This is a genomic window from Marinomonas sp. GJ51-14 (assembly GCF_055808695.1).
Window position 1 is genome coordinate 2,843,619 of record NZ_CM147879.1, and the last position, 14,169, is coordinate 2,857,787.

15 protein-coding genes are annotated in these 14,169 nt (G+C 41.1%); 9 read left to right on the forward strand and 6 right to left on the reverse strand.

Annotated features, from left to right (window positions below):
- Positions 1-45: 45 nt before the first annotated feature.
- The 3 genes from AC0L3Y_RS13555 (at position 46) to AC0L3Y_RS13565 (ending at position 1,902) form a co-directional block, all read left to right on the forward strand.
- Complete coding sequence (locus AC0L3Y_RS13555; protein WP_473464587.1) at positions 46-519, forward strand: S24 family peptidase; 474 nt, start codon at positions 46-48, stop codon at positions 517-519.
- Between the two features lie 68 nt (positions 520-587).
- A complete protein-coding gene (locus tag AC0L3Y_RS13560) occupies positions 588-830 on the forward strand; it encodes a hypothetical protein (protein WP_473464593.1) in 243 nt (80 codons plus the stop codon).
- 517 nt (positions 831-1,347) lie between these two features.
- On the forward strand, positions 1,348-1,902 hold the full coding sequence (locus tag AC0L3Y_RS13565; protein WP_473464597.1) for a YaeQ family protein: 555 nt from the start codon (positions 1,348-1,350) through the stop codon (positions 1,900-1,902).
- A 32-nt stretch (positions 1,903-1,934) separates the two neighbouring features.
- Here AC0L3Y_RS13565 and AC0L3Y_RS13570 read toward each other — a convergent pair whose 3' ends face one another.
- Complete coding sequence (locus AC0L3Y_RS13570) at positions 1,935-2,711, reverse strand: dienelactone hydrolase family protein (RefSeq protein WP_473464602.1); 777 nt, start codon at positions 2,709-2,711, stop codon at positions 1,935-1,937.
- A gap of 58 nt (positions 2,712-2,769) precedes the next feature.
- Between AC0L3Y_RS13570 and AC0L3Y_RS13575 the strand changes: the two genes are divergently transcribed.
- Both AC0L3Y_RS13575 and AC0L3Y_RS13580 read left to right on the forward strand, forming a co-directional pair.
- The gene (locus AC0L3Y_RS13575; RefSeq protein ID WP_473464605.1) at positions 2,770-3,864 is read left to right on the forward strand and encodes a tRNA-queuosine alpha-mannosyltransferase domain-containing protein; all 1,095 of its coding nucleotides are present in this window, start codon (positions 2,770-2,772) and stop codon (positions 3,862-3,864) included.
- 121 nt (positions 3,865-3,985) lie between these two features.
- Positions 3,986-4,942: an alpha/beta fold hydrolase gene (locus tag AC0L3Y_RS13580; protein ID WP_473464608.1), complete on the forward strand. Its 957-nt coding sequence runs from the start codon at positions 3,986-3,988 to the stop codon at positions 4,940-4,942.
- Positions 4,943-4,980: 38 nt separating this feature from the next.
- On the opposite strand, the gene AC0L3Y_RS13585 is transcribed toward AC0L3Y_RS13580, so the two are convergent.
- The 4 genes from AC0L3Y_RS13585 to AC0L3Y_RS13600 all read right to left on the reverse strand — a co-directional run bounded on the left by AC0L3Y_RS13585 (position 4,981) and on the right by AC0L3Y_RS13600 (position 9,115).
- On the reverse strand, positions 4,981-5,346 hold the full coding sequence (locus tag AC0L3Y_RS13585) for a hypothetical protein (protein WP_473464611.1): 366 nt from the start codon (positions 5,344-5,346) through the stop codon (positions 4,981-4,983).
- An 85-nt stretch (positions 5,347-5,431) separates the two neighbouring features.
- Positions 5,432-6,067 carry an ATP-binding cassette domain-containing protein gene (locus AC0L3Y_RS13590; RefSeq protein WP_473464614.1) on the reverse strand — a complete coding sequence of 212 codons (636 nt, stop codon included), beginning with the start codon at positions 6,065-6,067 and terminating at the stop codon, positions 5,432-5,434.
- Entirely contained in the window at positions 6,055-7,788 is a 1,734-nt protein-coding gene (locus AC0L3Y_RS13595) for an ABC transporter permease (protein ID WP_473464619.1), read from the reverse strand. Before AC0L3Y_RS13595 ends, AC0L3Y_RS13590 begins: the two co-directional genes overlap by 13 nt.
- Before the next feature lie 127 nt (positions 7,789-7,915).
- Positions 7,916-9,115, reverse strand: coding sequence for an ABC transporter substrate-binding protein (locus AC0L3Y_RS13600; RefSeq protein ID WP_473464622.1), 1,200 nt, complete (start codon positions 9,113-9,115; stop codon positions 7,916-7,918).
- A 163-nt stretch (positions 9,116-9,278) separates the two neighbouring features.
- Here AC0L3Y_RS13600 and AC0L3Y_RS13605 point away from each other — a divergent pair, with 163 nt between their 5' ends.
- The 4 genes from AC0L3Y_RS13605 to AC0L3Y_RS13620 are packed head-to-tail and all read left to right on the forward strand — an operon-like array spanning position 9,279 to position 13,755.
- Positions 9,279-10,421, forward strand: a complete 1,143-nt coding sequence (locus AC0L3Y_RS13605) for a succinylglutamate desuccinylase/aspartoacylase family protein (protein ID WP_473464625.1) — start codon at positions 9,279-9,281, stop codon at positions 10,419-10,421.
- 14 nt (positions 10,422-10,435) lie between these two features.
- Positions 10,436-11,485 (forward strand): UvrD-helicase domain-containing protein, encoded by a 1,050-nt coding sequence (locus AC0L3Y_RS13610; RefSeq protein WP_473470631.1) that lies wholly within the window; start codon positions 10,436-10,438, stop codon positions 11,483-11,485.
- A gap of 25 nt (positions 11,486-11,510) precedes the next feature.
- Positions 11,511-12,785 (forward strand): 3'-5' exonuclease, encoded by a 1,275-nt coding sequence (locus tag AC0L3Y_RS13615; RefSeq protein ID WP_473464630.1) that lies wholly within the window; start codon positions 11,511-11,513, stop codon positions 12,783-12,785.
- 19 nt (positions 12,786-12,804) lie between these two features.
- Positions 12,805-13,755, forward strand: coding sequence for an isopenicillin N synthase family dioxygenase (locus AC0L3Y_RS13620; protein WP_473464633.1), 951 nt, complete (start codon positions 12,805-12,807; stop codon positions 13,753-13,755).
- Between the two features lie 201 nt (positions 13,756-13,956).
- On the opposite strand, the gene AC0L3Y_RS13625 is transcribed toward AC0L3Y_RS13620, so the two are convergent.
- Entirely contained in the window at positions 13,957-14,109 is a 153-nt protein-coding gene (locus AC0L3Y_RS13625; RefSeq protein WP_473464636.1) for a hypothetical protein, read from the reverse strand.
- Positions 14,110-14,169: the final 60 nt, after the last annotated feature.

The window sequence follows — 14,169 nt, forward strand, 5'->3', positions numbered from 1 at the left end:
TGCGTTTTATAGCATACTGTATAGATATACAGTAAAGGATTTTATATGCGCGTTTCTTATCTTGGTACCTCCGAATCTGCTGCATTTATTGCGGCGAATAGTGTTCGAGTGCCTTTTTATTCCCAAGTCACAGATTCTGCTTCCCTTAGCGAAGGTTCAGAGCAGTCTTCTTTGGACTTGAATACCTTGTTTATTAACAATCCATCAGCAACCTTTTTTGTTCGAGCACAAGGTGATTTTGTTCGTGCTAAAAGTGATGTAATGGAAAAAGGCGATATTTTTTCTGGCGATGTTTTGGTGGTTGATCGATCTTTAACCGCCCGCCATGGAGATACTGTCATAGCCCGTGAGCAGGGACGAATGTCGGTTGTAACACTGAAATTAAATCCTGATGTTTTATTACGTCCTAAGAATAAAGCATATTCTGCTACTACCACACCAGTTATGACAAAAGAGGCGTCTAGTCTAGAAGTATTCGGAGTTGTAACTAGTGTTGTTCGCCAAATTGACCGAGGTTAATTACTCATAAATTTATCGGTAAAAAACAATTGTTTTAAAATGCAACTAGCATAAAAAAGCGCCTTTCTTTGTCTACCAAAGAAAGGCGCTACGGCTTTACAGGCCTGATTATTTACCGTCACTTTATATCCTTACAAAATGACGATGATATTATCCGTCGCTCGGTTGTTCTTTGGGCGGCATCTGAATATTCTCTTTTATCTCCTTTTCCATCTCTTGGCTGCCAGCCAATGGACGAATGCGTCCGTTGTCGCGGTGAAAGCCTAGGTCTCTCAAATAGTGATCGTCAAGATGACGAAATACTTGGTTAGTGCGACGTGTTTCAAAATAGTCTTTAGCGGCATTAAATAGGGCGATGATACTCATAAGTTTTCTCCAAAATAATCATTAAGGCGGAACTTACGAGATTTCTAAGGGAGGAGACCGCGTAAATTCCGCGGTCAATAGTGTGTTTACACAGGCATTGAGCGCAGACAAATAGATGAGCATGCTCGGGTGTATCGAGTTGTCATCGAAGAAGCGTAATGATCCAGCGTATATGTGGTCATGGTACTTCTCCTTTATTTGTTTACGTCAGATCGAATGGTTCGATTTGGCCTTTTACTGTGTAAGGTTTGCTTTTTAAGCTCCTTGATTCCTCCTCTATTGCTTCGTCATGTCAATTAGTTATATGAAAATATCCGTTTGAATTATTAAGTAGCGGTAAATTGTTAAGGTCTTAAAAAAACAGTTTGCCCATAGACACATAGTTGGTGTTTTTTACTGTACAATTTATCGCGAATTTTATTGTCCTTTTCTTAAATTTAATAAGTGTAGTAAGTGACTCCCATGGTGACTAAAGCAACTGTTTACAAAGCATCGGTACAAGTATCCGATATGGATCGAAACCATTACCAAAGCTATGAATTAACCTTGGCATTACATCCTTCCGAAACAGAAGAGCGCATGATGGTGCGTTTGGCCGCGTTTGCTTTGTTAGCCGATGAAAAAGAAGGTGGCGAGCAACTTAGTTTCACAAAAGGAATCAGTACAGAAGATGAGCCAGATCTATGGCAAAAGAACTATTCTGATGAAGTGTTACTTTGGGTTGAACTTGGGCAGCCTGATGAAAAACGTTTACGTAAAGCCTGTGGTCGAGCTCATAATGTGGTGGTGGTTAACTACAATGACAAGTCCGATATTTGGTGGGATCAGAATAAAGGCAAAACCAGCCGTTTTAATAATCTTCGTGTGCTGCAGTTTCCAGAGTCGCAAGTACAAGCATTGGCTAAAATTTGTACCCGTTCTATGCAACTTAACGTCACCATTCAAGACAGTGAAATGTGGATTTCAGGTGAGCTTGGCGAATGCGCAATGACACCAATGTGGCGAGGCGAGCAATAAGCTCGCGTCACCCTATTAAGTTAAAACTGAGACTATGCTTTATGAAGTGTGCGCAGAAAGAAGGCAACGGCTTTACTGTAGCATTCTAGAGCCAGTGCTGGATCATAACGATCACCTTCATCACGCATAAAAGCATGTTGACCGTTGAATTCATGCCAAGTGAATGAACGGTCAGTGTCGATCAATTGTTGGTAGATTTTCTGACGACCTTGGGTTGAAACGTGCGGATCTTGTTTCCCCCACACCATCACAACTTCCCCTTGAATCTCTTTTGTACGAGTGAAAGAGTCATTACCTTCGTTACAAGGAATCGTGTTTGAATGAATGTCTGTTGCGTACAAGCAAAAGGCACCTTGAATACGAGGGTTCAACGCTGCACGATAAGCCAAATGTCCGCCTAAACAAACCCCCATAGAGCCAAATTGGCCTGTGCAATAGTCTGCTTTTTCGAAATGCTGAATCATCGCTATGGTATCAGTGTCATGGGCTTCAAGTTTCTTGGTGAATTTATCCGCGTTGCCTTTGTCTTTTCCTTCATCGTCATAACCTAATACGGTGCCGATTGGGTTCAACTCATGAAAGACTTCAGGGACGATAACCACAAAACCATGGCCCGCCATCATCGCGGCAGAACGAGCAATAGGGGCCGTTTGTTGGAATATTTCAGAATAAAAGAAGAGGCAAGGAAAACGACCTTCAGCTTGAGGGCGATAAACAGTGCAGCGCATGGTGCCTGTTGGCGTGTTAATATCTTCGTCGTGTTGTTGAATAATCATGAAATACCTTAATAATTCGTAATTTTCAATCATGATATTCGACCCATGCGGCAGTGACAAATAATGAATAAAAAAATTAAGAGAGCAAACTGTGCGAATTTTATTAATTAGTGCCTATGAAGCAAGCAGTCACAGAGCATGGGCGAACACCTTAATGAATGGTTTGAGTCAGCACCGTTGGGAATATTTGTCTTTGCCCGCGCGTCATTTTGCCTGGCGAATACGTGGCAATGCGATGAGTTTTGCTTTTGATCCTAAATTCAAAGCGGCCTTAGAAAAACCGTATGATCTTGTGATTGCGACATCCATGACTGACTGTGTTGGCTTAAAAGCGTTTTGTCCTGATTTACAAAATATTCCTTGGTTGCTGTATTTCCATGAAAACCAGTTTGCTTATCCAGCCAGTGATAAGCAACAAGGCTTGATTGAAATGCAAATGGTCACCTTATACAGTGCTTTGGCAGCAGATTTATGTGTCTTCAACAGTCAATTTAATAAAGATTCTTTTTTTGATGGTGCTCGGGCGCTATTAAAGAAACTGCCTGATTACGTATCGCCAGATTGGCTCATCAGTACAGAGGAAAAATCCCAAATATTGTCAGTTCCATTGGAAGTAATTGAGCCAAAAACCAATAATGAAGAACCCGCTAATGACAAGGTTAGACTGGTGTGGTCGGCACGTTGGGAATTCGACAAAGGGCCGGATCGATTATTAGCTATTTTAGAAGAATTAGAAGCTCGTTCGATAGAGTACGAAATTGCCATTCTTGGTGAACAATTTCGTTCGATTCCAAGAGAATTTGAGCAGATAAAAATGCAGTTTTTTCACCGTATTCGGCAATTTGGTTTTGCTGAAAGTAGGGCGGATTATTTAGCGTTTCTTGGCTCATCAGATCTTGTGTTATCTACTGCATTACACGAATTTCAAGGTCTTGCTGTATTAGAAGCTGTGGCTCTGGGTTGTGTTCCTGTTTTACCGAATCGCCAAGTTTATCCAGAATTATTTGGTGATGAATATTTATATCAAAGTGACATGAGTAATCCAAAGCAAGAAGCCAAATACGCCGTAGATCTCATTCAAAAACTGATTGAAAATAAAACGCCTGCTCCACCAGTGAATCAATATCAATCTGACGTGTTGCTTTCTGAATATGAACTTTTGGTTCAAAGAGTAGTGGGCCATTAGCCAATGGTTCGCTGTTTTTAAGATGAATCGTTTTTAGGGTGAACTGTAATTTTTGAAGTTCTTTAACGTCTAATAAACATATCGCTGTTTTGTGATCTTAATCTAATGAGTAAACACTTCCATGACGTTTAAACCTAGCTGTTACCGTATAGGCGTTCTTGCCTTTGCTGTCTTTGTTATAAGTGCTTGTTCTGTCGATAGCGAATTGGATAAAAATAATGAAATTGACAACAATCAAATTATTACTGAGCGTGTGATGAATGCGCCTAGCTTGGTTACGACTCACATTATCAAAAAAGACAATTACCAGCTTCATTATGTTGCCAGTCAGCCTTTATCTTTTGAGCAAACAGATTTAGACAATAAAAATACAAACATAAATCTAGATGAACAAAAAACCAGTCTTATGTTTGTGCATGGTACACCGGGAAGCTGGGGAACCTTTGCTCGATACTTTGAGGATTCGGCTCTTAGAAAAGACTTTCACATGCATTCAATTGACCGACCAGGTTGGGGTGAATCTAGCTATTCTGACGGTGAATTTCCTGTTTCGCTTAACGATCAGTCCCGTTTGATTGAGCCTATCTTAGAAGAAATCTGGCAGGCAAATAATCAACAAAAAATAATCCTGATTGGGCATTCCCTTGGTGGTTCGTTAGTCCCTAAGTTAGCGGTAGATTATCCAAATTATGTAAAAGCTGTGGTTGTCTTAGCTGGAGATCTAGATCCTGTACTGTCTGAAGCCCGATGGTTTAATTATGTGCTAGATTGGGTGCCGGATTTTTTACTCCCCAATATGTGGATGAACTCTAATAATGAAGTGTTGGCTATTCGTCCAAGCTTAGAGAATCTACAAGCCCAGTTTGCTGCTATTACTATGCCTATCACGATTCTGCAAGGAACAGATGACACCTTGGTTCGCCCTGGTAGTGCGACCAAAGCGCCTGAAATTTTTAAATCATCGAAGGTAGAAGTTATTATGTTGGAAGGAGCCAGTCATATTATTAACCTGACGCATGTAGATGATGTAAAAAAAGCCATTTATAAAATAGATCAGAGAACTAAAGTGTCGCTTTAAGTATTGTCTCTGAATCCATGTTTAAGGGGTGGTTTATCTTAATGAACCGATGCATTGTTTAAATACCAAATGCCATCTTTTTTATGAATGCCAATTACGATTAGGGCTTCACGTTTTTCGTAAATACCTTTCCAGATAAATCTGAAGCCCTCGTAGTGACCGTTCGCACTTGTGCTGTCTTCTCGTGGCGCCTTTAACGAGCCAAAATATTCATAGCCGACATTTAGGCCATTTCTTTCATGCATCTGCTTAACATCACGGTCGAATCGTTCTTTGGTGAAACCAATCAGATCTTTTGATTCAAAATGTTTAATATACAAATCATAATCTCCAGAATCATCGGCCTCTAGCATTTGTTTTAGGTAGGTCTCTGCGATTGCAAACTCAGTGGTTAATTCAGGCATGAACATGGCTCCTTGCTTGTTTTAGTATTAACCCTATTTTTAATGCTAAAACGTTTTTCCACTTATGATCAATGGTAAGTTTGCTTTATTCTGTCCCATCAATTTCTAAACATTTTCCTGCCATGGCTTTTGCGTCTTCTGAATCGTGTGTTACGAGCAGAGCTGGAATGTTAGCCTGACGGATTTCTTCAAGCACAAAAGCTCGTACATCACGTCTAAGGGCTGGATCAAGTTTACTAAAAGGCTCATCCAGTAAAAGGTAATCGGGTTTAGCCAGTAAGGTGCGAAGCAGGGCAACACGGGCTTGCTGACCACCAGACAGCTCTTTAGGTAGGGCGTTGGCTTTGTCTGACATGCCTAGTTTCTCTAAGGCGTTTCGAATCAGCTTACGGCGTGTTTCTTTTGTCACATCAGCGGGAATGGCGAAGAGTAGATTTTCAATGATACTCATGTGAGGAAACAGCAGGGGCATTTGTTGTAGCAATCCCACTTTACGCGCTTCTGTCGGCTTGGTATGAAGTGGCTCATTATTAAGGAAGGCTTCACCTGTCGCCGTTAGGGAATGAGACAGAGTGCCACTTAGAAAATGCAATAAGCTCGACTTACCAATACCGCTCGGGCCCATAATGGATAAAACTTGGCCGTCAGCAATATCAAAGCTTAGGTCTTTAATGAGTGTTTTGTCGGTAGATGACAGAGTAAAACTTTTTACGCTGAGCACAATTTATCCTTTTTGAAAAAGTTCTTCATGGCAAGTCGCCATTTTGTCCAACGAGTTGGAATGATTTGAGCTAACCAAAATACAATGACAGGAAAGAAAGCCTGTAATAAAGCCATACTGCCAACTTGTTTTCTATCGCCCGATGCGGCTTGTGCAATGGCTTCTGTTGTTAGTGTGCTGTGTCGACCTTCACCGGCGATAAGTGTGGGCAAATACTGGGCGATACTAACCGAAAATCCCATAGCGAAAGCAGTAAACAGCGCGGGTTTTAGCATGGCTATTTTAATAACAAAATAATGACGCCAAGGACGGTTGTTTAATCGATTGGCTTGCAATAAATAGTTTTCATTGTACGCCAAGTAAGGGCCTTTCAATGTTAGATAAACATAAGGCAGTACATACATAAGATGGAGTGCGATGATGGCGCAAATACTGCCGTTTAGATTTAGATAAATGAGTAAAACATGCAACCCAAATAAAAAGCCAATTTGTGGAAGTAAGATAGGAACATAAATCAGCCAATCAAAAGTATGTTGTTGGGATACTTTATTTGATTTGACCATACTTTGGCGCTTAGTTTCTAGCATAAATAAACTAGCCGCACAGGCGATCAAGGTAGCCGAGAAAGCAATCAATAAGGTATTGGATGTTAGTTCTATCAATAATGGTGTAGCACGTTCAATGTTGTCCCATGTCCATGTTGATGGCAAAGCGTCAGGGAAGCGCCAACGTTTCGCTAGGGACCAAATAGGCAATAAAACCAAGGCCGCAAAAGCACTGATTAGTGTAATTAAACCAAATACAACACCAGCACCCAATAAAATATCGGTGATTCCTTTGCGTTTACCATCACTTCGTTCGCAGCGTGTGAAGGAGCTGAATGCTCTATGAGCGATTTCCCATCCACCTAATACAAGAACAATGGTCACCATTAAAAACGTGGCTCCTGCGCTTGCCATAAAACGCATGGATAAATCTGGATCATTGAACCAGCGGTATAAGGTTACCGCTAAGGTTGAAGGGGTGTTTGGTCCGATCACCAAAGCCAAGTCTACAACCGTAAGGCTAAAAGCAACCACGATAAAAATCGGTAAACGGATAATTGGGTAAAGCTGAGGTATTAAGACTTTTCGCCATAAAGTGAATCGGCTGTAACCAAGTGCTTGGCAGGCTTGAATGTTTTCTCTTGCCTTGATGCTTTTCATTGCTGCCAGCATCACAAACAGTAAGTAGGGCATTTCTTTGATAATCAAAGCAAAAATAAGAGAAAAGCCATAAGGGTCTTGTACTGTGATCCAATTTGGCGGTCGATCAAAACCGGTTAACCAAGGGCTAAATATACGAACTAACCAACCTGATGGACTTAATAAAAATAACAAGCCAATCGCAATCGCTGCATGAGGAACCGCAAGGATGGGTGACAGCAAGGCTTCTATTTTACGAAAGAAAGGTCGCTCATAACCCCAAGCTAATAAAGATAATGCCAACCAGAGTGACAGTAATGGGCCGCCAATACCTGTAATCAGAGTAAGTTTTAAGCTGGAGTAAAACTCCCCTTGAGCAAAAATATTTTGCCAAGGCGTGATAGAAAATTGGTATTCGCCAAGTGGTGGGAAAAATTGAAACGCAGGAAGCAAGGTGCCAATCAAACCAATGATAACCGGTAATGTGAGCAGAGCAGCGATTAAGGCTGTAATCCATTGTGTGTGTTTTAGTGGCATTTTACTTCTTAATTTTTTAGCGAATCAACAGGTATACAGAAACGGTTCTGATAAAAAATACTTATGCCGTGATTGTCTACCTAGTTAATTGCGCTGGCCAATCACGGCTTTGACAGGTGTTTAATCGCTATTGAGCGTAGCGCTGACGCCACTCTGTTTCCAATGCATCAACCCAACTGCTATGTGGTTCAGGCAGTGTTTTTCCCAGTTCTTCAATACTTAATGTTGCAATGCCACGAGGTAAGTTATCAAACTGAGCTTGTTCGTCAGTGGATAATTTGTCATAAGACAACACACTTAAATCGCCCCAAACAGTCGGTTCTTGCTTACGAACCTGAGCTTCAGGAGACAGCATGAAGTTTGCTACAACTTGCGCACCAGCTTTGGCGCCACTGTTATAAGGAATGGCGAGGAAGTGAGTGTTACCAATTGTACCTTGATCAAACACATAAGAGCGAACCGTGTCTGGTAGGTTGCCTTTGTCAATCTGAACTGACGCCGCAGAAATATCGAAGCTAAGAGCGATATCAATTTCTTGGTCGTCTAATAGGCGCATCATTTCTTCTGCACTAGAAGGGAAGTTTTGACCGTTACGCCATGCAACAGTATGAAGTTGATCAAGATAAGCCCATAAAGGCGCAGTTATTTTATCAAAATCGACACTGTCTACAGGTTGAGAAAGTGCTTTGCGATGTGGTGTTAATTCGTACAAAGCCTGTTTCAAAAAAGTAGAACTGAGAAATTGTGGTGGCTCAGGGTAAGTGATTCGACCAGGGTTGGCTTTTGCGTAAGCTAGCAATTCATTCATGGACTTTGGTGGTGTGTCTAAGGTGACAGTATCATACATGAAGATAACTTGAGCCATGCCCCAAGGGGATTCCATGCCTTCTACTGGTGTACCAAAATCGAGTGTTAAGCTTTGACGAGCGTTTTCATCAATGTATTTTTTGTAGTTAGGTAAAGATTGGCTAAAAGGTCTAGACAATAATTGATTGTCTTTCATTGCTCGAAAGTTTTCGCCATTAAGCCAAATCAAATCAATTGAACCATTATTGTTTTTGCCTGCGGCTTTTTCAGCAAGTACGCGATTAACAGCGTCAGATGTGTCTGTTAATTTAACCTGTTTAAGAGTGACATCATATTCATCTTTAATACGATTTGCAGCCCATTGAATGTAGTCGTTGATATTGTCAGCACCGCCCCATGCATTGAAGTAAACAGTTTGACCTTTAGCTTCTTGTAATGTGTCTTGCCAAGAGGCTTGAGCGGGTAGGCTGCCTAACACTAATGCTGCTGTGATAGATACGGCTGCGAACGACTTTCTCATTCGTTTCTCCTAAAAATATTAAGTTATGAACCTTAGACGTTGATAAGGTTCAATTTATTACAAAGTTTTTATTACTGAGAAGTTTTTTATTAACTTTCGAATTTAGCGTACCATGTCGCACACTCAAATAAGGCGAGTAGTTTAACCCAAAACATGAGGTGTTATGTCTTACCAAATTTATTCTCACGTATTGCCTAGCGCCACGCCTGGTACTCAACGTATCTTAAAAGCTCATCACTTTGGTGAAGCCGGTGCTCGTCCTAAAGTTTATTTTCAAGCCGGACTTCATGCGGATGAATGGCCTGGTTTTTTAGTGTTAAACACGCTTATTAAATTACTAAAGGAAGCTGATGACGCAAACCTGATTCAAGGCGAAGTTGTCATCGTTCCTGTTGCGAACCCTATAGGTTTAGCGCAAAATTTTCATGGTTATATACCAGGGCGTTTTGCTTTTTCTGATGGTGGAGGAAATTTCAACCGTAATTGGCCTCAACTAGGGGCGAAAGTTGAGAAACGGATTAAAGACGATATCACAGATGATAGCGTCGAGAATTTACTGCTTATTCGTAAAGCGATTCAGAATGAATTAACTTTGTTACCGGAAACGACGGAACTACAAGGCATGAAAAAAACCTTGTTAGCCTTGTCTATGGACGCGGACGAAATTATTGATCTGCACTGTTCTGGTGAGGCGGGTATGCACGCCTATGTGGCACAAGAGTTTGAATCCCACTTTAAACCTCTACTAGCATTGCTTGGTGCAAGAGTTGGTTTGTCTGAAGAGGAGACGGGTGCGTTTTCTTTTGATGAAACCAATGTCAGTGTCTGGCGAGATTTAAAAGCCCAATACACAGATCTCATTCCCTGGGGAAGTCGTTCTTTGACGGTTGAGCTGCGCGGCGAGAATGACATTTCTAATGAGTTTGCTCAACAAGATGCACAAGCTCTATTTTCTTATTTGGTGCTGCGTGGTGTAGTAGGTGGTGATTTACCTATTATTGATGACAGCCAAGTAGAATATTTTCCATTAGACGCCATGGACTTAGTAAAAGCACCTTGTGCCGGCATTGTTTGTTATCACAAAGCGATAGGTGAAGATGTTGAAGTCGGTGAATTAATTGGCGAAGTGGTTAATTTAATGGACGATGATGTAGACACCTCTCGTTACCCTTTAATAGCCCGTACCAATGGCGTGTTTTTTGCTAGGGTACAGCGACGTTTAGTCGTGTGTGGTGAATCTATTGCTAAAATCGCAGGCAAAGAGCATCTTGCTTTTCGTGAAAGCGGCCACTTATTTGAAGACTAGGCTCTATTATTTTGATGCGAACGCACGATGAAACACAGACTCAAACAGAGCCACATGGAAAAGGAAACCATGCTTTGTTAACCAATGAGCAAGCACTGGTTGTTAATCATGACCTTGTTACGCCAGCCAAAGTCATCGCCGTGGCGGGGGCGGGTAAAACCACTACACTGATTTCTCGGATTGAGTATCTGTTGGCGCAAGGTGTTGACCCTTCTCACATTGGTGTTTTCATGTTTAACAAAAGCGCTCAGGAGGAATTCACCGAGCGTTTAAGTCAGCAGTTAAAGGCAAAAGGACATTTTCGTTCGCCTAGCGTGATGACGTTTCATGCGTTTGGTATGAAGTTTTGTAGGCGATTAGAACAGCAAGGTTGGTTAGTGCCTGCGAAATTGATAACGGATGATTTCAGTTTAGTAAAAATGCTCCGTGAAGCTTTACAGCGCTTAGTGCGAAAAGGTGAGAAAGTCGCGCTGCAAGATGAAAAAGATTGGTTGGAAGACGTTTTATTATTTATTGATCAGGTAAAAGCGTCTGACAAACCAGCTAAAGTGGTTTTCGATGCGTTAGGTTGGTCTAAAGAACGACAATTTTTCCCTGCGTTATTTGATGAGTTAGAAACACTTCGAAAGCGTAATAACTGTCGTTTTTTTGCCGATTTATTAAGCGACCCTCATGATTTGATTAATGAGCTTGCAGAACCAGAAAGAATGCAAATTCGAGGCTTGGTACCGGATTTTCGTTATCTGCTGATTGATGAGTTTCAAGACATTAATCCTTGTCAGTATGAGCTTTTGAAGTCGCTTTATCCTATGCCGTGCCAATGGATGATTGTTGGCGATGTACAGCAGTGTATTTATGAATGGCGAGGCGCAAGCCCTGACATCATGGCGACACAATTTGATGAAGATTTTTCTCAAGTTGCAACTTATCCATTGAGTACGAGTTTTCGCTTCGGTCACTCTGTTGGTTTGATGGCATCAAGCGTGATCAGTGAAAACGATGCAGATGCCTTAGTAATTGGCGCTGGCGAGCAGACGAAAGTGTCTTTTGCGCTGAGCACCTAAAACAGGGAAGGCTTTATTAGGAGAGTTGAAGGCTTGGGTTGATGAAGGTCGAGCACTAAACGATACGGCCGTTTTAGTTCGTTTATATAGTGATATGGTACCAGTACAATTGGCGTTGATGCACAAAGGTGTGCCTTATCAATTACACGGTGATTCGCCTTTATTAGAAAATCGACAGATTCGTATGTTGATGGCGTATTTGGCGGTTATGGCTGGTGGACTGGAAAACGCTAAATCCTTTTTTCACCCAGATGACATTGAATATTTGTTGATGATTCCCAGCCTTGGTGGATCAATGACGCAACGTAAGACATTAATTCAACAGGCTAAGCAATCACCACACTTGTTGCCACAGATCATTGAAACATTGGCAGATTCATCGGATGGTTGGCGAGCAAAAAAATTATATGAGCGTGCTGATTGGTTACGTAGTTTGGGGATGTACCGTACTGATCCTGCGCAGGGTTTAGCTCATACTTTAGAAAAATTAGGGATTTACCGTTACTTCGAAAGTACAAGTAATAAAGATATTCAGACACAAGAAAAAATCGCTACATGTGATGCCTTTATGGCCTATGTTCGAGGTGTTGGCGGTGATGCTCAATCGATTCTAGAGCAACTTGCCAAACTGAATGAACGTCAGGCGGATGTGAGTCACGGGGTTCATCTAATGACGATACATAAGTCAAAAGGGTTGGAGTTTGATCAGGTCTTATTAACAGGCTTACAAGAAGGGCGTTTCCCTTATTATGATGAAGACTTAAGTGCGATTGATAAACAAGCTGCCAGTGATTTAGCGTCAGAGCGACGCTTGTTTTATGTGGCAATTACGCGAGCGAAAAAGAAGCTTGTTTTACTAGAAACGCCAACACCAGACGAATATAACTATTTGAAGCAAGGTGACATTCCTAGTCAAGGGTTTAAAAGTTTGTCACTCTCTCGATTTGTGTTTGAGGCTCAGCCTTATGCGGTACGTCGAATTTGTGAGGCTTGGCGTCTTGATTTGCAAAGTAGTACAGGCGTCGAAGTGACGTCTATTGATACAGCTAGAGGTGCTGTTTTTCAGCGTTATTTAGCAGCGACAACACCTTCACCTAAGTTGGCTTTTAAACAGAAAGTAGAAAATACCAACCAACTAAAACCAGGTGATAAAGTACGTCATGATCAATTTGGTCAAGGTGTTGTCGTACGACAAGAGCAAGGTAGCAAACAAATGATCTTTGTTGATTTTTGTGAAATCGGGTTAAAGCGTTTTAATCCAAAACACACGCGATTAGTGAAAATTTCTTCACGAACATAAACTCAATTAGGAGAGAAAAGTGTCTATTCCTTTAATAGATTTTACAAAGTTAACCCACGAAACTGATTCTATTCGCCAACAAGAAATTCACATGCTAGATAAAGCGTGTCGCGAAATTGGTTTCTTTTATCTTGTGAATACCAGTATTCCAGTGTCTTTGATGAACGCTTTAATGCGTGAAGCAAAACGTTTCTTTGCACAGCCTCAAGATGTGAAAAATGCCATTGATATTAGAAACAGTGTCAATCACCGTGGTTATGGCAACATAGGTGAAGAGCAGCTTGATGAAAATGGGCATGCTGACTGGAAAGAAACCTTCGATATGGCACTTGAGTTTCCATCGAATCATCCTCTGGCCGTTAAATATCCAAAGATGTACGGTCCGAACCAAAATCCAAGTGATCCTAAAACCGTTGAAGTTTTACAAGAGTATTATGTGGAGGCGTTTTCTGTTGCACAGAAACTATTAACGGCTATGGCTCAAGCCTTATCATTAGAAGATGATTTTTTTACCAGCGGCTTTACTAATCATGTAACAGTATTGCGTATGATCCATTATCCGCCACGTCCAAATGTAGAGCATGATAACGGTGCAGGCGCACACACAGACTATGGTTGTGTCACTTTATTACTGCAAGATCAGATTGGTGGCTTACAAGTGAAAAACCGTAACAACGAATGGGTGGATGCGACACCAATTGAAAATGCTATTGTCGTCAACATTGGTGACTTAATGCAACATTGGACGAACGACGAATACGTGTCTACGGCTCATCGGGTACGTGCATCAACGACAGACGTACATCGTTATTCTTTCCCATTTTTTGTTGAGCCAGACTATGAAACCAAAGTGGAATGCGTACCGACCTGTGCTACGCCAGAAAATCCAGCCAAGTATGAACCAATACTCGGCGGAGAGTGGATTCAATATCGACTGAACGCCACCTACGCCTATCGCGCTAGCGAGTAGATCGTTGTAGTTAATAGTTATTGAAGGGCGCTTATGCGTCCTTTTTTATTTGATGCTCAATAATAGATAAGTCCAAAGCCATTTACTCAACGCTATCCTTTGATTTCACATCATTGTTCCTCATAGGTTGTGCCTTTAGAACGGCAAGTTTTATTAGAGCAAAATGCTTGATGTTTTCATTCATGTAAATTAGAAGCCCATTTATCTTAAAACATCATATTCACCAAATTTAATATTTTTAAAGGAATTAAACTCAGAATGAATCCATTTTGTATTTCCTTCTAAAACTATAGACGCAAACAATTTATTTCTAATCTTGCTGGGAAGTGCATGTTTTACTTGAATTTCTTTCATATTTTTTCTGTATATATTGGCGAAAAATGAAAAACAGTCCTAATATTTATGGTTAAGAAT